This window comes from Streptomyces sp. NPDC102514, from assembly GCF_055584525.1.
The window spans coordinates 53,074-71,830 of sequence record NZ_JBVJLW010000003.1 but is presented as its reverse complement, the minus strand read 5'-3'; the positions used below and the strand labels follow the sequence as shown (position 1 = coordinate 71,830).

General features: G+C 70.6%; 10 protein-coding genes. 5 read left to right on the top strand and 5 right to left on the bottom strand.

Annotated features, from left to right (window positions below; all coding sequences use genetic code 11):
* The first annotated feature begins 259 nt into the window (after positions 1-259).
* From ACZ60E_RS08535 to ACZ60E_RS08515, 5 genes are all read left to right on the top strand, one after another.
* Positions 260-1,003 (top strand): GAF and ANTAR domain-containing protein, encoded by a 744-nt coding sequence (locus ACZ60E_RS08535; RefSeq protein ID WP_469439064.1) that lies wholly within the window; start codon positions 260-262, stop codon positions 1,001-1,003.
* A gap of 85 nt (positions 1,004-1,088) precedes the next feature.
* Complete coding sequence (locus ACZ60E_RS08530) at positions 1,089-1,799, top strand: ANTAR domain-containing protein (RefSeq protein ID WP_469439063.1); 711 nt, start codon at positions 1,089-1,091, stop codon at positions 1,797-1,799.
* Between the two features lie 200 nt (positions 1,800-1,999).
* A complete protein-coding gene (locus ACZ60E_RS08525; protein ID WP_469439062.1) occupies positions 2,000-3,238 on the top strand; it encodes a PAS domain-containing protein in 1,239 nt (412 codons plus the stop codon).
* 177 nt (positions 3,239-3,415) lie between these two features.
* Complete coding sequence (locus ACZ60E_RS08520; RefSeq protein ID WP_469439061.1) at positions 3,416-4,003, top strand: RNA polymerase sigma factor; 588 nt, start codon at positions 3,416-3,418, stop codon at positions 4,001-4,003.
* A complete protein-coding gene (locus ACZ60E_RS08515; protein ID WP_469439060.1) occupies positions 4,000-4,605 on the top strand; it encodes a hypothetical protein in 606 nt (201 codons plus the stop codon). The genes ACZ60E_RS08520 and ACZ60E_RS08515 overlap by 4 nt, the downstream gene beginning before the upstream one ends.
* A gap of 25 nt (positions 4,606-4,630) precedes the next feature.
* Here ACZ60E_RS08515 and ACZ60E_RS08510 read toward each other — a convergent pair whose 3' ends face one another.
* The 5 genes from ACZ60E_RS08510 to ACZ60E_RS08490 form a co-directional block, all read right to left on the bottom strand.
* Positions 4,631-6,055, bottom strand: a complete 1,425-nt coding sequence (locus ACZ60E_RS08510) for an RICIN domain-containing protein (protein ID WP_469439059.1) — start codon at positions 6,053-6,055, stop codon at positions 4,631-4,633.
* A 104-nt stretch (positions 6,056-6,159) separates the two neighbouring features.
* The gene (locus tag ACZ60E_RS08505) at positions 6,160-6,960 is read right to left on the bottom strand and encodes an ABC transporter permease (RefSeq protein ID WP_384808837.1); all 801 of its coding nucleotides are present in this window, start codon (positions 6,958-6,960) and stop codon (positions 6,160-6,162) included.
* Positions 6,957-7,955 carry an ATP-binding cassette domain-containing protein gene (locus ACZ60E_RS08500; protein ID WP_469439058.1) on the bottom strand — a complete coding sequence of 333 codons (999 nt, stop codon included), beginning with the start codon at positions 7,953-7,955 and terminating at the stop codon, positions 6,957-6,959. Before ACZ60E_RS08500 ends, ACZ60E_RS08505 begins: the two co-directional genes overlap by 4 nt.
* A 35-nt stretch (positions 7,956-7,990) precedes the next feature.
* The gene (locus tag ACZ60E_RS08495; RefSeq protein ID WP_210884330.1) at positions 7,991-8,197 is read right to left on the bottom strand and encodes an MbtH family protein; all 207 of its coding nucleotides are present in this window, start codon (positions 8,195-8,197) and stop codon (positions 7,991-7,993) included.
* Positions 8,194-18,663 carry an amino acid adenylation domain-containing protein gene (locus tag ACZ60E_RS08490; protein WP_469439057.1) on the bottom strand — a complete coding sequence of 3,490 codons (10,470 nt, stop codon included), beginning with the start codon at positions 18,661-18,663 and terminating at the stop codon, positions 8,194-8,196. The genes ACZ60E_RS08495 and ACZ60E_RS08490 overlap by 4 nt, the downstream gene beginning before the upstream one ends.
* Between the last annotated feature and the right edge of the window lie 94 nt (positions 18,664-18,757).

Sequence of the window (18,757 nt, the reverse complement as noted above, 5' to 3'; positions counted from 1 at the left end):
GTCCGAGTTCGGCAATCAGGCCGGAGTGCGCCGTTCAGGCTCGGCTCTGGCTTGAACCCGCGGTCACCGGACGCGGCGGGCCACCTGAAGTCCGGCGCGACCGGGGCGGGAAGCGAGGTGCCGTGCTGCCGGGCGGCCTGCTCATGCGTGTACGCGCCGCTGAGCCTGACCGGGGGCTGCGCTGAGCAGGCGCGTGTCGGTGGCAGGAGTTCGCGGCCTGTGGGAAGGTTTTCGGACCATTCTTGAAGACGGGCGGGACATGATCGAGCTGCCGCGTGAGGAGCAGTTGGAGGCGGTCTTCGTCGACCTCGCCGACATCCTCGTACAGGATTTCGACGTCATTGGCTTCCTCTACACGCTAGCCGAACACTGCGTACAGCTGCTGGACGTGACGGCGGCGGGAGTCCAACTCGCCACCCCTGGCGGCCGGCTGGTGGATGTGGCGGCCACCGACGAGCGCACGCGCCGTCTGGAGACAGTCAGCGTCGAAAGGGGCGAGGGCCCCTGCTGGGACTGTTTCCGCAGCAAGAAGCAGGTCCCCGACGTCTCCCTGACCACGGCGGAGGCCAGGGAACGCTGGCCGCGGTTCGCGTCACGGGCCGTTGAAGCCGGCTTCGCCTCGGTGGCGGCCTGCCCCTTGCGCCTGCACGACCAGGTGATCGGATCCCTGGACCTATTCCGAGAACAGCCCGGTCCACTGAACGCCTCCCACCTGCGCCTGGGACAGGCACTCGCCGACACGGCCACCATCGGGGTCCTGCAGCAGCGTGCGGTGAGCGAACGGATGACTGTGAGCGCACCATTACAGAGCGCCTTGGACAGCCGCGTCGTCGTCGAGCAGGCCAAGGGCTATCTCGCGCAGCGGCTCGGCACTGAAGTCGAACAGGCCTTCGCTCACCTGCGCCGCCATGCGCGCAGCCGCCGTATGCGGCTCACCGATCTCGCCCGCCAGGTGAAGCAGGGCACGGCCGATCCGGCCCTCTTCGACCGGCGCGACCGGTGAAGGGGGAGTTCCGTGAACTCCTGGGGTGTGATCGGAGGACTGATTCCCAAGAGGCCTGCATCATGCCCGTAAGGAGGCTGCAGCGGTGACCCACCCGGTGATGAGGGCCTACCTGAGTGCCCTGAGTACCCACATCGGACCCGGCCTGGCAACCCTGCCGCTGGCCGACTGCACCGACATGCTGGGCCTGGACGGACTGGGCCTGCTCCTGTCGCCCATCGACCGGCCGGCCGAACTCGTGCAGTCCCACGGCGAACGCACCGTCGCACTGGAGGACCTGCAACAGCTCCAGGGCCAGGGACCCAGCCTGGACGCCGCCCACCACGGAACCCTGCTCCTGCTCCCCGACGTTGGGGAAGTCACCGCCGACCGCTGGCCGGGGCTGCCCGCCGCCATCGAAGCACTCGATGTGCATGCCGTGTTCTCCTTCCCTCTGCGCATCGGGATGGACGCACTCGGCGTGCTCACCGGCCACCGCACCCGCCCCGGCCCCATGGACACCGACCAGCTCACCCACGCCTTCGGCCTCGTCGACACCCTCGCCCAGATCGTCATCACCACCGTCACCCACAATGAGCAGGCCCAGATCGACCTTCTGGACGAACCCGGCCTGCACTTCGCCGAAGTCCACCAGGCCACCGGCATGCTCGCCGCCCAGCTCGACATCGACGGCGACATCGCACTGATCCGCCTGCGCGGATACGCCTTCAGCCACGGCCGCCCCCTCCTCGACGTCGCTCGCGACGTACTCGCCCGCCGACTCCACCTCGACCCCGGCGACACCCCGTCATCCTGATAGGGGTCCCGGATCTGCAGGTTCGTTGCGCGACGCCGTAGGCCGCGAAAGCAGCACCGTGCGGGGCTACAACAACGCCTGCCACGCCCTGAGTTGCGGGCTGGGCTGGACTGCAGGCACGTATGTGATCCCGGGGGCAGGGAGGTATGTGTCGGTGCATGAAGTACTGCGGGCCCACATCAGGCAGCCCGCTGTTCGAGGTGACTACGGCCCCGTACGTGGTCCTCGATATGGATTTCCGCATCAGGGGGGTCAACGCCGCCTACCTGCGTGCCACGGGACGGATGCGGGACGACCTGATCGGCGCGTTCATGTTCGATGCCTTCCCGGACGATCCCAGGGACGTCACGGCGACCGGGGTGCGCAACCTCACCGATTCGATGGAGCGGGTACTGCGCAGCGGGGCCAGCGACGACATGGGGATCCAGCGCTACGACATCCCCGATGCCGACGGGGCCGGTGTCTTCCACCGCAGGCACTGGAGCCCGGTCAACTCGCCCCTGACCGACCCCGACGGCCGCGTCGTCGGCGCCCTGCACCACGTCGAGGACGTGACCGCGGTGCACGAGATCCTGCACCGCGCGCGTGGCGCCGACGTGCGGGAGGCGGAACGGCCGCCGCCCGTGTTGCTGCGCCGCGCGATGCTGGCCCTCAGCCGCTACGAGCGTGCCGCCCGCGCGGTGGCCGCCGGGCGGGCCGTTCCGGGTGACCTGGTGGGCGTCGACGCCGGAGCATATGCGGACGTCGCCCGGCGCGACGCGTTGTGGCACGGGATCCTCCATGCCGCTCGCCGGGCCCGTTCCGGGGGCTGCGCGGCTGCGGTGTGCGCGGCCGCGGTGCAGGAACTCCCCGCAGTCGACGCCGCCGCGATCACCCTGTACGGCGGCGGGCCCCAGCGATACCAGCTCGCGGTCAGTTCCCCATGGGCTCAGCGCGCCGAGGAACTGCAGTACATCACCGGTGACGGCCCGTCCGTGACCGCGTTCGACACCGGCGAACACGTCGCGGTGCCCGATCTGCATCGATCCGGTGCCGCGTGGCCGCTGTTCACCGGCGGCGCGGTCGGCATCAACGGCGGAGCTGTCTTCGCCTACCCCTTGCGCACCGCCACCGCCACGCTCGGCACCTTCACCCTCTACCGCAGGCGCCGGCCCGGGAACGCCGCGGGGCCCCCTGCCGAAGCGCAGTCGTTCGCGGAGATCACGACGGCGGTCCTGCTCGCCGACATGGACGGCGAGATCGTCGAGGAGGTCAGGGCCGCCGCCGACCAGGACGACATCAACATCGCCGTAGGCGTCGTCGCCCAGTCGCAGGACATCAGCGTCAGCGACGCACTCGTCTGGCTGCGGACCATGGCCCTGGCGCAGCAACTGCCCGTCGTCGACCTGGCACGCTCCATCATCATCCAGTACCCGAAGGGCCCGGGCCGGTTCTCTTGAACTCACCCACGGTGAACGCGCCTTCAGGATCCGGTGCATGAAGACGGATCACTCCTTTCGCCGGCACCAGGCACCCGGCACCCGGCACCCGGCATCGTCCGCCAACCGCGCGAGGCAGGTCTTCCGTCGGTGGTGAAAGAAAGCGGATGGTGCCGGACAGGCGGAGGTATGGAGTTCATGCTGGAGCGTGGGCGCTCGCGGGAGCGGGAAGCCCGATTCGAGGTGCTGGTGGGCGTGGTCGCCGAGCCGCTGCACCGGTATCTGCGTCGGAGAGCGGATCCCGGTGCGGTCGACGACGTCCTCGCGGAGACGATGCTTGTGCTGTGGCGCAGGCTGGATGATGTGCCGGGGCTCGACACAGGACGTGCGGCCGAGCCCGCCGACGTACTGCCGTGGTGTTACGGGGTTGCCCGTGGCTGTCTGGCCAACGCGCGCCGGGCCGAAGGGCGTCGGCTCCGGCTGGTGAAACGGCTGGCCCGGACGGCACGGGCCCCTGTCGCGTGGCCGGGGGCCCAGGACATCGGTGACGGTGAGCTGGAATCCGCGCTGCGGAGGCTGAGCACGGTCGACCAAGAGGTGCTGCTGCTGTGGGCCTGGGAGGGGCTGGCGCCGCGTGAGATGGCCGAGGCGCTCGGCATGACCCCGAACGCCGTCAGCATCCGCATGCATCGGGCGAAGAAAAAGCTTGCCGCGATGCTGGAGCGAAAGAACGGCACTTCAGCCGCACATATGTCTGGTGAAGGACAAGGAAGGAGCGACCGGTGAACGATGAGGAACTGCTCGCCCGGCTGAAGGCCGCCGACCCCGCATCGGCCTCGGTGGCTCCTCCACCCGATCCCCACCGGCTGATGGAGGCCACCATGACCGTCGACACCGAAGTACGAACCGTACCGTCGTCACCCCGCCGGCCTCGCCGCCGTCTGGCCCTCGTGGCAGCAGCGGTGCTCACGGTGGCCGGAGGCATCGCCTGGGGCACGGTGGACTCTTCCGACGACGCCCCCGACGGCGCCCCGGCCGCGCTTGTCCTCAAGGCCGGGGGGGAGAGCGGCGGAGCCAGGTGCGCAGGCCCCACCATCGACAGTCTCCGCGACCGGGCGACAGAACACACGGCGGCCTTCGAAGGCACAGTGGCCTCCGTCAGCGGCGATCAGGCCACCTTCAAGGTCGACCACTGGTACACCGACGGGGACGCTTCCACCGTCCGGGTCACGAACATCGAACACTGGGAGGACGGCATCACCTTCCACAAGGGTGACCACGGATTCATCGTCGCCCGCAACGGCTCCCTCGGCTTCTGCGACAACGCCTTCTGGACCGACCCCTCCCTCCGCGGCCTGTTCCACCGGGCGTTCGAACGCAGGAGCTGAGAGGGACCGCCTCCGAGGCCGTGTCTCAACTGTTCGAGGGGTGGATGATCTGCCATTCCTGGTCGTCGGTGGTGGTGCAGTGGAAGAGCAGGAGGCGCGTTTCGTCGGCGCTGGATTCGTTGCCGGCCACCTCAAGGCACTTGTTGTTGCTGGCGTAGTTGCGGATCCAGTACGCGCCGCTCTTCTGCTTGTCGACCCACCACAGCTGGTTGTCGGCGACGGTGCCGACGCAGTCCGACTCGGAGAGCGCCGCATGGATGGACTGGGCTCCGGAGCCCGGCAGGTCCATGCAGAGCTGGTCCTTGACGTTGCGGATCTGGAAAAGGGCCGAGCCGCCGGGGCCGAGCTTCGGGTAGCGCACCTCAAGGTCCCAGAGTTGGTTGTCGTCGGGACTCTCGTCGCACGTGTACTGCTGGACCCGGCCGTCCTTCTTGCCCTTCCCCTTGCCCGGGATGTCGGCGCACCTCTTGGTGGCGGTGTTCCGCAGGAGGACGTTGGTCGCGGGCACCACGCTCTCGGGCGCTTCCTGCTTCTTCGTCGGTTTTGCCGACGGGGCGGACCCTCCTCCTTCTTGGCCGCCGGACTCCTGCGGAGCGGGCTCGCTGGGCTCCGCGTCGGCGGACGGTGCCTTCGGCGCCTCGGGCGTCGGTGACGGGGAGGGTGCCAGGGTGCTGACGCCGACGTCCTGGAGCTTCTCCGTGGCGGAGCTGCGTACTTGGGGCCTGTAGGCGATCCACAGCATCACGAGCGTGATCGCGAGCGCCATGAAGATGCCGAGGAAGGTGGCGAGCCAGCGCGGCAGGAAGCCTTTCTGGACGTACGTGCCCTGCACGTCCAGCGGGTCCACACCGGACCGTTGGACGGCGAGGGTGTAGGGCCGGTCCTCCTTGGATCCGAACCAGATGATCTGGCGTGGCTTGAGCGTCGTCTTCACGAAGGCCGCGCGGCCCGGCTCGATCTGCACGTTCGACGGATGGATGTCGTACGACAGCTGATCGCCATTGTCGGTGCCATTGACCGACGCCGTCAGCTTCGTATTGCCCAGGTTGTCCACGGCCAGCTTCGGACGGCCCCGGAAACGGCCCTTCACGGTCGGCGGCACCAACTCCGCCCGAACCTCCGTGAACGGAGTGATGGTGAGGTTCCCCTCGGGGACCGTCACCGCTTCCGGGTGCTCGGTCGGCGTGATGCGTACCGCGTACGGGTTGGGCCCCGCCGTCGCGTCCGGCGTCCGCGGTGGCGCGAAGGTCAGGTCCACCGAGCCCGTCGTTCCCGGATACAGCCGCAGCGTCTGCGGCTCCACTCTCGTCCATGGTGCCAGTGCACCGACCGCCTCGAAGCGGTACTCGTCCACCACGTCACCGGTGTTGCGCAGACGCAGCCGCACCGTCGTACTGCCACCCGGGTCCACGGTCGCGGAGGCGGGTTCCAGAGAAGTCCAAAGGCTCACCATCGGACGCTAGATGCCGCGCCGGTCCCAAGTCAGCAAGCACCGAGGCATGATGTGCTGCCCTAAAAGGCAGGATCTGCTGCCCCGGACTCCGGAACCGTGTCTCAGCCCAGGGTTATCCTGCGGAACCTGGTCAGGGATACCAGCATGAAGGCCGCTGTGATGAGGCAGGCACAACCGAGAGCGTAAGGCAGCGCGTGGGCCACGGGCCAGACGGTACTGACCGGGATGCCGCCGGGGGGCGGGTTTCCGAAAAGTTGACGTACGGCTGTCGCCGTCGCTGAGACGGGGTTCCATTCCGCCACGGTCCGCAGTGGTCCGGGCATGGTGTGTGTGGAGACGAACGCCGACGACACGAAGGTGACCGGGAAGAGCCAGATGAGGCCGGCGCTCTGGGCCACTTCGACGCTGCGGGCAAGGAGCCCGATCGCTGCCCCTACCCAGGACATGGCGAAGGCGAAGAGCAGGATGAGGAGATAGCCGACGAGCGCGTCGGCGACCGAGGCGTGTATGCGCCAGCCGACCAGAAGGCCGCACAGCGAGGTGACGATCAACGTCACGCTGCTCATGATCAGGTCCGACAGGGTTCTGCCCAGCAGCACCGCCATCCGGGGCATGGGCAGGGAGCGGAAGCGGTCCACGATGCCCTTGTCCATGTCGTTCGCGAGGCCCAGGGCGGTGAACGCGGCGTTGAACGTGACGGCTTGGGCGAAGATGCCCCCCATCAGGAACGTCCGGTAGTCGGCTCCGCCGAGGCTGCCTCCGAAGACGTACGCCAGCAGCAGGACGAACATGACGGGCTGCACCAGCGCGGCGATCACCGAACCCGGGGTGCGGCGCAGATTGAGCAGGTTGCGCCACGCCACGATGGACGAGTCGCGGGTCAGGCGGCCGACGGCGTTCACCGGACTCCTTCCATCGGCTGTACGGCGGCGCCGTCGCCGGCGGTCTGCGGTCGACCGGTCAGGGCCAGGAAGACGTCGTCGAGTGTGGGCGGCGCCAGTCCGACGTCCCGCACCGCGATGGAGGCCGTCCGCAGGCAGCCGAGGGCGTATTCGAGGCTCTCGGCACCATGGTCGGTCGTGACGGTGAACCGGCCCGTACGGGCGTCGAAGACGGGGACGTGAGGTCCCAGGGCGCCCAGTATCTCGGCGGCCGGGGTCCGAAGGTGTGGTTCGGGCACGGTCAGGGAGAGGCGCTCGCCGCCCACTCGTGCCTTGAGCTGGGCCGCGGTGCCGCGGGCGATGACCCGGCCGCCTTCGATGACGGCGATGGTGTCGGCCAACTGGTCGGCCTCTTCGAGGTATTGCGTGGTCAGCAGCACGGTGGTGCCGGCCGCCACGAGTTCCTGGATGGAAGTCCAGGTGTCGGCGCGCCCGCGCGGGTCGAGGCCCGTGGTGGGCTCGTCGAGCACCACGACGGCCGGGCGGGCGACAAGGGCGCCCGCGAGGTCGAGGCGGCGGCGCATACCGCCCGAGTAGGTTCCACTGCGCCGGTCCGCGGCCTCCTGGAGGTTGAAGCTGTCGAGCAGTTGGGCCGCCCGGCGGCGTGCCGCGTGCCGTCCCATCCCGTACAGCCGGGCCACGAGGTAGAGGTTCTCCCGCCCGGTGAGCTTCTCGTCGACGGCGGCGTACTGGCCCGACAGTCCGAGATGGCGGCGGACGTTCTCCGGTTCCTCGTGCACGTCGTGTCCGGCCACCCATGCCTGGCCGCTGTCGGCCCGCAGCAGCGTGGACAGCACCCGCACGGTCGTGGTCTTGCCCGCCCCGTTGGGGCCGAGCACCCCCAGCACGGTGCCGGGGGCTGCTTCCAGGTCCACGCCGGTGAGAGCCTGCTTGTCCCCGAAGCTCTTGGTGAGGCCTTCGGCGCGTATCGCGGGCTCGTTCTGCCGCTGAGTCATCGCTGCCTTTCGTCGTGGTGGGACGGGACGGGGTGTCAGGCCACGGCGACGCGGGCGCTCCTGGGGGTCAGGTCGGTCCAGTGCAGTTCGACGTATTCCAGGCAGGAGGTCTGCTCGGCGGGGCCGAAGACGGCCTCCCAGCCGGCGGGCACTTCGGCGAAGGACGGCCACAGAGCGTGCTGGCCCTCGTCGTTGATGACAACGCGGTGCTGGGTGCGGGGGTCGTCGAAGGGGTTGGTCACGAGGGGTCTCCTTGGGTGGGCAGGTGCCCGGCGCGCAGGGCTGCGGCCAGGGTCGTTCCGATCTGCTCCCGGGCTGCGGGCTGCATCATCTGGGCGTGTGCGCACGGCACGTCGTGGTTCTCGATGGGTCCGTCGATATAGGGCGCCCACAGGTCCAGTCCGAAGGTGTCGGCGGGGCGTCCTTCGACGGCTGTGAAGAACAGGGCCGGGCCGTGGAAGGTGCGAGGGGTGTACTTCCTCATGAGCCGGGACTGGCCGGCGAAGTTGTCGACCATCGCGTCGATGACGGCCGGTTCCAGCGAGCCGAGCGGGCTGCCGACGCGCCGGAACTCCTCGCGGACCGAGGAGGCCCGTACGGGGCCTTCGGAGTCGAGGCGGTCCGCGCCGACTCCCATGTTGGACAGCAGGGCACGGAAGACGGTGTCCCGGCCGGCGCTGTCGAGGTCGTCGAGCGGGGCGAGCGGGAAGGCGTCCAGGATGGTCAGCAGGGCGACCTGTTCGCCGGCCTCCTGGAGTTGGACGGCGACCTCCTGGACGACGTTGCCGCCGAAGGACCAGCCGAACAGATGGTAGGGGCCCTGGGTTTGGACGGCGCGCAGTTCGTCGACGTAGACGGCCGCCATGGCCTCGATGCTGTCGGGGAACGGGGCGCTGCCGTCGAGGTTCGGGGTCTGCAGTCCGTACAACGGCTGGTCGGGATCGAGATGGGGCAGCAGCCCGCCGTAGGACCAGGCGAGACCGCCCGCCGGGTGGACGCAGAAGAGCGGCGGGCGGCTGCCGGTGGTGCGCAGCGGCAGGAGGGTCGCCAGCGGGTTGTCCTGGGCCGGGTCGAGGAGGCGTTCCGCGAGGAGCGCCACGGTGGGTGCCTCGAAGAGGCTCCGGATGCTGATCTCGATGCCGAGCGTGGCGCGGATGCGCCCGATGAGCCGGGTCGCGAGGAGGGAGTGGCCGCCCAGGTCGAAGAAGTCGTCGTCGATGAGGACCTGCTCGACGCCCAGGACTTCGGCGAACAGCGTGCACAGCACGTCTTCGCGGGGGTTGCGCGGGCTGCGCCCCGCGGTGTCGGTCCGGGTCAGGGGCACCGGATCCGGCAGGGACTTCCGGTCGAGCTTTCCGCTCGCTGTCAGCGGCAGTTGATCCAGTGACAGCCATCCGGAGGGAACCATGTAGGCGGGCAACTGCCGGGCGGCGTGCTCGCGTACGACCGCGAGTCGTTCGGCGGCGGTTCCTGCCCGGTCCGGATGGTCGCGGAGGACGACGTACGCGGCGAGTCGGGTGCCGGCGGGGCCGCTCTGATGGGGCAGTACGGCGGCCCGGCGGACGTCGGGGTGTGTTTCGAGAACGGCGGTCACCTCGTCGGGCTCCACCCGGAAGCCCCGGATCTTCGTCTGGCCGTCGGAGCGGCCGGCGAATTCCAGCGAGCCGTCGGAGGTGCGCACCGCGCGGTCGCCGGTGCGGTACATACGCGCTCCAGCAGGTCCGTACGGGTCCGGTACGAAGCTGGTCGCGGTCTCCGCCGACCTGTTGTGGTAGCCGTGGGCCAGACTCTCGCCGGCCAGGTACAGGTCACCTGTGACGCCGACGGGTACCGGGCGGAGCCGTGTGTCGAGCAGGGCCACGCGGGTGCCGGTGACCGGGGAACCGAGCACGGGCCGGTCGGTGTCGTGCACGGCTGCGATCAGGGTGTCCACGGTGGCTTCCGTGGGGCCGTAGAAGTTCCAGCTCTGGACGTCAGGGACCGCACGCAGCGTGGTCCACAGCGCGGCCGGGACGGCTTCACCACCCAGGATCACGACGGCCGACCGGTGGGAGCCGCCCGGGGCGAGCAGTCCCGCGTCCAGGAGCTGGCGGATGTGGGTCGGGGTCGACTCCAGGACGTCCAGGCGCTGGGCGCGCACCGCGTCGACGAACGCTTCGCTGTCGCGCCGGGTGAGGTCGTCGAGCAGATGCAGGTGATGCCCGTCGATCATCCAGAGCAGCGGGTCAAGGGACGCGTCGAAGGACAGGGAGGCGCTGAGGGCCACCTTCAGCCGCTTGCGTCCGCCGGCTCGTACGGCCGCGGCGAAGGTGTGCCTGCGATGGTGGTCCAGGAGCCGGGCGAGCGAGGCGTGTCCGACGCGTACGCCCTTGGGCCTGCCGGTCGAGCCCGAGGTGTGGATCAGGTAGGCGGCGGCGCCCGGCACGGGTGGTGTCGTCGGAGCGCAGGAGGCGGGTGACCGGAGGAGCTGGGCGGTCTCCGGGTGGTCGAGGATCAGGCGCGGCCACGCCCCGGGGATCAGCTGCCGGGTGGCGTCGGCGGTGACGACCAGGGCGGGGCTGATGTCGTCCAGCACGGCCCCGATACGACCCGACGGGAGTCCGGCGTCCAGCGGAGCGCAGATCGCGCCGGCCTTGAACACCCCGAGCAGCGTCGCCACGGAGTCGACGGAGCGGGGCAGCAGGACGGCCACGGGGTCGCCGGCGCCCACCCCGGACGCCCTGAGCAGTGCGGCGATACGGTCGGAGCGGGTGTCGAGTTCCGCGAACGACACCCGGCCGTCGGGCGCGGTGAGTGCGATGTCGCCGCTGCGGGAGTGGGAGACGGTTTCGGCGAAACGGTCGAGGACGGTGGCGGCGCCGCTCGCGGCGGCCCCCGAGTGGCCGAGGGCGAGCAGGTGTGACCGTTCCTCCGTTCCGATCAGTTCGAGGTCGGACAACCGGGTGGCGGGCGTGGCCACGGCCTGTGCCGTCAGCCGGCGGAACCAGTCCGTCATCCGCTGCGCGGTGACGGAGTCGAAGAGGTCCTGGCTGAACTCCAGGGTGGCGTCGATGACGTCGTTCCCCGGAGCGGCACCCTGACGCTGGGTGAAGCTGAAGGAGAGGTCGAACTTGGCACCCGCCGTGTCGACTCCTTCGATCTCGGCCTGGAGGCCGGGGAGATCGAGCCGGGGCTGACGGGTGTTGTTGAGGGTGAGCATCACCTGGAACAGGGGATGACGGCTGAGGGATCGGCCGGGCCGCAGCTCCTCCACCAGGCGCTCGAAGGGAAGTTCCTGATGGGCGTAGGCGGCGAGGTCGGTGTCGCGCACCCGGGCGAGCAGTTCACCGAAGGTCGGATCGCCGGCGGCGTCGGCGCGCAGCGCGAGCGTGTTGACGAAGAAGCCGACGACGGGGTCGAGGGCGTCGTCGGTGCGGCCGGCGACCGGCGTACCGATGGTGATGTCGTCCCCGGTGCCGACGCGGTGCAGAAGAGCGGTGAGTGCGGCGTGCAGCACCATGAAGGTGCTGGTGGACGATTCCCTGGCCAGCCGGGACAGCGCCGCGGTCGTGGCGGCCGGCAGCTGGAAGGTGACGGTGGCGCCCCGCCCGGTGGACACGGCCGGCCGGGACCGGTCGACGGGCAACGCGGTCTCCTCGGGCGCCCCCGCCATCTCGGCCTTCCAGTAGGCGAGTTGCTCGGTCGCCAGGGATCCCGGATCGTCGGAACTGCCCAGCAGGTCCCGCTGCCAGAGCGTGTAGTCCGTGTACTGGACCGGGAGAGGGGCCCAGTCGGGCGCGCGTCCCGCCGACCGCGCCGCGTAGGCGCCGGCCAGGTCCTGGGCCAGCGGACCCATCGACCAGCCGTCGGCGGCGATGTGGTGCACGGTGATCAGCAGAGTGTGCCGGTCCTCGGCGACCTGGAACAGGTCCGCGCGCAGCGGGATCTCGTGCGCCAGGTCGAAGGGCCTGCGTGCCGCGTCCCGCAGGGCCTGGGGAAGATCCGCCTCGGGCAGGTCGGTGACCGTCATGTCGGGACGCGCGTCACCGGGGGCGAGCACGGCCTGGTGGGGCTCGTCCCCGTCGGAGTCGATGAGCGTGCGCAGGCTCTCGTGCCGGGCCACCACGTCCGCGAGGGCGCGGTGCAGGGCGGGGCGGTCCACGGTGCCCCGCAGCCGTACGGCGACGCATATGTGGTATGCGGAGGCGTCGGGGTCCATCTCGTGCAGGAACCACAGCCGTTGCTGTGCCGGTGACAGCGGAGGACGGGCGGGCCTGTGGGTGCGGCGCAGGACCGGTCGTGCGGTACCGGCCAGGTCCAGACGCTCGGCCAGTGCCGCCGGGGTGGTGGATTCGAAGAGGGCCCGTACCGGGAGCTCGACGCCGAAGGCCGAACGGATCCGGCTGATGACGCGGGTCGCGAGGAGCGAGTGGCCGCCGAGTTCGAAGAAGTCGTCGTCGCGGCCGACGCGCGGCTGCTCAAGGCTTTCGGCGAACAGGGCGCACAGGATCTCCTCCTGCGCGGAACGCGGCGGATCTCCGGCGCCGCCGTCCGCCCCCGGGCCTGTGCCGGCCGGTTCGTCTCCCTGCGCGGGCAGCGCTTCGAGCGGCAGGGCGTTGAAGTCGACCTTTCCGTGCGCGGTCAGCGGCAGCGCGGCCACGGGGACGATGCTGGTGGGCACCATGTGGGCCGGGAGCCGGTCGGCCATGAAGGCGCGCAGCGTCCGGGAGGAGAGCTTCTGCCCGTCGCAGGCGACGACCCAGCAGGTCAGACGTCCGTCGCCGTGCCGGTCGGGCCGTACGGCGACCGCCGACTGCGCCACCTCCGGGTGGCCGCCGAGCACCGTTTCGACCTCCCCGGCCTCGACACGAAAACCCCGTACCTTGACCTGGCCGTCGGCGCGACCGACGTATTCGAGGAGCCCTTGCCGACGCCGCACGAGGTCACCGGTGCGGTACATGCGCGTTCCTGTCGGCCCGTAGGGGTCGGGGAGGAAACGGCCCGCCGTGTCGGAGAAGCGGTTCTCGTACCCGCGGGCGAGGCCCGCGCCGCTGAGGTAGAGCTCGCCGGTCGCGCCGGGGGCGACGGGAAGCAGCCGTGCGTCGAGGACGCGGGCCCACATCCCCGCGACGGCACTCCCCAGGTGCGGGCGGGTGCCGTAGGTGACGCGCCCCATCACGCTGTCCACCGTGGTCTCCGTCGGCCCGTAGAGGTTCCAGACGGCGACGTCGTGCAGAGTGCCCAACTCCCGCCACAGTGCCTCGTTGAGGGGTTCACCGCCGAGGGCGAGTACGCGCGGACGGGGGCGGCCGGGAGCGAACAGGCCACAGGCCCTGAGCTGTTCGAGGAAGGACGGAGTGGTCTCGACGACGTCGACGGAGCTGTCGTGGATCAGCGTGGTCAGCGCCTCGGCGTCGCGGCGCGTGGCGTCGTCCACCAGATGGAGCTCGTGCCCGGCGATCATCCAGAGCAGCGGGTCCCAGGACGCGTCGAAGGTCATGGCCGCGGTGAGCGCGACACGCAGCGGCAGACCGTTGTTCTCCGCCTCCGCCGGACCCATCAACCGCTCGCGATGTCCGGTGAACAGGTTCAGCAGCGCGCGGTGCTCCACGGCCACGCCCTTGGGCAGGCCGGTGGATCCCGACGTGTGGAGCACATAGGCCACGTCGTGCGGCCGCGGCCCGGCCGCGGCGGGAGTGCCGTGGGCGGGGAGCCAGACCTGAGGATCGTCGAGGAAGAGACGCTCCGTCGTGCCCGGCACGCCGCTGTCGGCGGCCGTCGTCGTCAGCAGCAGTCGCGGAGCAGCCGAGTCGAGGATCAGTTGGTTGCGGGCGAGGGGGTGCGAGAGATCCAGCGGTACGTACGCCGCTCCGGAACGCAGCACACCCATGAGCGCCACGATGTGGGAGGTGTCACGAGGCAGCGCGACCGCCACCCGGTCCCCGGCGGAGATGCCGAAATCCCCCAGGACGCGGGCGAGTTGCTCGCTGCGCTCCAGCAGCTCGCCGAAGGTCAGCCGGCCGTCCGCGGCGACCACGGCCGTGCGGTTCGGCTGCAGGGTGGCACAGGTGGTGAACATGTCGACGACGGTGATGTCCTCGTCCACGGACCCCTTTTCTCCGGGAGCGGGATGGAAGTGGGTCGAGGAAGAACTCGTGGGTGCCGGGGAGGCCGACGGCAGAGCACCCAGGGCAGCGGCTCGCTGCGTCGGGGTCAGGAACTCGACGTCGGCCGCGGGACGGTCGGGAGCGGCGAGCACGGCCCCGACCAGCCGGGAGAAATGCTCGGCGAAGCGAACGGCCGTGTCACGGTCGAAGAGGTCCTGGCTGAACTCCAGTTCACCCTCGATGCCGGTCGGCACCCCGTCACTGTCGTGACGCTCCGTCAGGTCCCAGGTGAGGTCGAACTTGGCCCCGGCGCCGCCGATCGCCGTCTCGTGGCGGACGGTGAGCCCGTCGAGGGAAAGAGAGGGCGGAGGCGTGTTGTTCAGACTGAGCATGACCTGGAAGAGAGGGTGCCGGGAGAGGGAACGCTCCGGCGTCATCTCCTCCACGATGCGCTCGAAGGGCAGGTCCTGGTGGGCGTAGGCCGCCAGGTCGGCGTGCCGGACCCGCGCGACGAGCTCGCGGAAGGTGGGGGACTGCGACGTATCGGTCCTCAGCACCAGGGTGTTGACGAAGAAACCCACCACATCGGCGAGGCTCTCGTCGGCGCGGCCCGCCACCGGTGTCCCGATCGCGATGTCCTCACCCGCCCCCAGCCGGGACATCAGGGCGGCCAGCGCGGCGTGCAGCACCATGAACCCGCTGGCACCGCACTCGGCCGCCAATCCCACCAGGGCGCGGTGCGTCGCCGCGTCGATCGCGACCGGCACCTTCCCGCCGCGGCCCGAACCGTGGGTCGGCCGCGGCCGGTCCAGGGGGAACGTCAGCCCCTGCGGCAGGCCGTCGAGGACCGTCGACCAGTGCGCGAGCTGGCGCCCGGCGACACTGTCCGCCCGACGGGGATCTCCGAGCAGGGCTCGCTGCCACAAGGCGTAGTCGGCGTACTGGACGGCCAGCGGCTTCCAGTGCGGCGATGTGCCGGCGGAGCGGGCGGCGTAGGCAACCGACAGGTCGCGCATCAGCGGTCCCAACGACCAGCCGTCCACCGCTATGTGATGCAGCGTCAGTACGAGCATGTGCTCATGGGGCGCGGTCGGGAACAACTGGGCACGCAGCGGCAGATCCCGGCTCAGGTCGAACGGGGCACGGTCGGGCTCCGGGGTCACGGTTGCCGACGCGGGCATCACCACGAGCGGCGGGCGGGCGGATTCCGGCGACAGGACGCGCTGATGAGCGCCGTCCTCGTCCTCGGCGAACACCGTACGGAGAGTCTCATGGCGCTCCGTGAGGTCGGACAGCGCCAGGGCGAGTGCGTCCGTGTCCAAAGGGCCCGACAGACGCAGGGCGACCGGCAGGTGATACGCGTCCGATTCCCCGTCCACCTCATGGAGGACCCACAGCCGCTGCTGCCCGAAGGACAGCGGCAGCCGGTCGGGACGCGGCCGTACCGCTCGTACCGGCGGCCTGGCGACCGAGGCGGTGGCCAACTGCCGGACGAGCCCCGCCGGGGTCGGCGCCTCGAACAGGGAGCGGATCGGGAGCTCCACGCCGAAGGCGCGGCGAATCCGGCCCACCAGCTGTGTCGCCAGCAGAGAGTGCCCGCCGAGCAGGAAGAAGCTGTCGTCCCGGCCGACCCGGGGCAGATCCAGACACGCGGCGAAGACCTCACACATCCGCGATTCGTCCGGGGTGAGCGGATCGCCGCCGCGCGAGGAGACGGGCCGCGCCCGCGGCAGCCGGTCGGCATCCAGCTTTCCGTTCGGGGTCAACGGCAGCACCGGTACCACCGCGTAGGCGGAGGGCACCATGTGCTCGGGCAGCGATCCCGCGAGCGCGTCACGGACGTCGGCGAGATCGGTGTCTGCCCGGGTCGCACCGTCGCGTACGAGATAGGCGGCGAGCCGCTCCACTCCGTCGTCGGACGAGGCCACCGTGACCGCTGCCCCGGTGACGCCGGGCAGCGCCCGCAGCGCGGACTCGATCTCCCCGGTTTCCACGCGATGGCCACGGATCTTGATCTGACGGTCGCTGCGCCCGAGGAATTCCAGGGACCCGCTCTCGCTCCAGCGGGCGAGGTCCCCTGTGCGGTACATACGCTCGCCGGGCGGGCCGAAGGGGTCCGGGAGGAACCGCTCCGCCGTGAGCCCCGGGCGGCCCGCGTACCCACGTGCCACGCCCTCGCCGGAGACGTACAGCTCGCCCACGGCTCCGTGGGGGAGCGGATGCAGGGACGGGTCGAGCACGTAGACGCGGGCGCCCGCGATCGGCCGGCCGATGACCGGGCTGCCGCCGGTGATCCGGGTGGTCACCGCGTCGACGGTGGTCTCCGTGGGCCCGTAGAAGTTGAAGACGAGCAGATCGGCCTGGCCCGCCAGTTCGTCCCACAGGTCTTCGTCGACCGCCTCGCCACCCAGGGCGATGACCCGCGGCCGGTGGTCGGGCGAGGTGAGCAGACCGGCGCCGAGCATGTGGCGCAGGTAGGCGGGTGTCGTCTCGATGGCGTCGATGCGCTGCGTCACGAGGAAGTCCACCAGCGCCTCGGGGTCACGGCGTACGCCGTCCTCCACGATGTGCAGTTCGTGGCCCGCGACCATCCACAGCACCGGGTCCCACGAGGCGTCGAAGGAGGTGGCGGCGGTCAGCGCGACCCGCAGCCTGCGCCCCAGAGTCCCCTCGGCCAGCGCGTACGCCTCCATGCGGTGGTGGTCGAGCAGGTTGCTGAGCGAACGGTGCTCCACGACGACACCCTTGGGCCGGCCGGTGGATCCCGAGGTGTAGATGACGTACGCGGCGTCGCGGCCGCCCGGACGGCACAGCGCGCCGGCATCCGGTTCCTGCTCGGCGAGCGCCGGATCGACGAGGGGCAGTTCCCGCCGCGGATCCATGATGTCGACGGTGTGCGCCGTCGCGACCAGCGCGACGGGCCGTGAGTCCTCGACCATGAAGGCGAGCCGGTACGCGGGATACGACGGGTCCAGCGGCAGATAGGCGGCACCGGTGCGCATCACCGCCAGCATCGCCACCACGAGGTTGGTGGACCTGGGCAGCCCCACGGCCACCCGCGTGCCGGGCCCGGCACCCGCGGCTGCCAGCGCACCGGCCAGGGCGTCGACCTTGACGTCGAGCTGAGCGAAGGTCAGCCGCGTCGCGCCGCAGACGACGGCGGTCTCGTCGGGGGAGGTCCTGGCTTGCGCTGCGAGTTGCTCGGGCAGGGGCGAGCGGTCGACGGCCTGCCGGGTGGTGTCAGGGGGACTCTGCGCGGCGAGGCCAAGGACCTCACGGCGTTCGTCCGCGCCGACGAACTGCAGGGAGCCGATCGCACGGTCGGGGTCCTGTGCGAAGGCGTCGAGCAGTCGGCAGAGGCGTTCGTGATGATCCGCCAGTTCCCGAGGGGTGTGCAGCCCCGGATTGCCCAGCAGATCGACGCGCAGACCACCATCGGCGTACGAGGCGTGCACGGCGACGGCCAGGTCCTCGACCGGGCCGATGGACAGGTTGTGCAGGGTCGCGCGATGCGGCCCGAAAGCGAGCGTGTCGTCGAACGCCAGTATGTTCACGGTCGGTCCGGTCAACGGCACGTCCGTACCGATGAGTCCGAGATCGCGGCGCAGGTCCTCCGACGGATAGCGCTGGTGGCGCAGGACCTCACGTGCCTGCGCGGAGGCACGCTTCGCCACGTCGGCCACCCGGTCCGCCGGTGATATGCCCAGCCGCATCGGCAGGACGTTGCTGAGCATCGCCGGTGTCGTCCGGGCCAGAGCGGTACGCCGGCCGGTCACCGGCAGACCGAGCACGACCTCGCCCAGTCCGCGACTGCGGTGGAGATAGACGGCCATGGCCGCCATGAAGAACGTCGGCCAGCCGACACCGGCGCGTTTGGCCGCCGCGCGCAGCCGCTCCGTCCGGATGCCGTCGAAGTCCCGGCTGACACGCAGCGCCGAGTGCCCGGGGCGGCGCCGGGCATCGCCGAGGCCGGTCGGAGTGGGAGCGCCGGCCAGGTAGCGCGCCCAGAACTCCTGGTCGAGACGCAGTTGTGGCGAGTCCCGGTACGCGCTCTCCTGCTCGACGACTGCCTCAAGGGTGCCGCCCGGGCCGGGCGACGGGTCGGCGTCGGAGACCAGCGCGGTGTAGACCTCGGCGATCCGCGCGAGCGCGAGCGCGGCCCCGAATCCGTCGAGCGCGAGGTGGTGCACCTGCTGGTGGAAGAGGTGACGCCCCGGCGCCAGCCGGTACAGGGTCATGCTCACCAACGGGCCCGTGACGATGTCGGCGGGCTGCCGAAGAGCCGACTCCATGCGCCGCAACGCCTCACCTCGCGGGTCCTCGGCCCCGGACAGATCGACCAGCGGGACGTCGATGTCCGCGTCCGCTCGGGAGCCGATCCGCTGGAAGGGAACTCCGTCGTCGTCGCCGAACGTCACCCGCAGCGCTTCGGCCTCCACCGCCACCCGTCCGACCGCGGCCCGCAGAATTGCGGGGTCGACCGGCCCGTGGACATCCGCGTACTCGGCCACGTTGAACGACGGGTTCTCCACGTCGATCCGCTGGGCGAACCAGAGCCCCCGCTGCGCCGCTGTCAAGGGCAGCTGCCCCGTCGAAGGGTCGGTGTGCGGTGCGTCGGTCACGTGTTTTCACCTCTGTGGAAGTCCTGCGCAGGTCCCGCCGCCGAAAGCCGGTGGCGGGTCCGAATTCGGTACGTACGGGTGCGCTGAGCGAGCC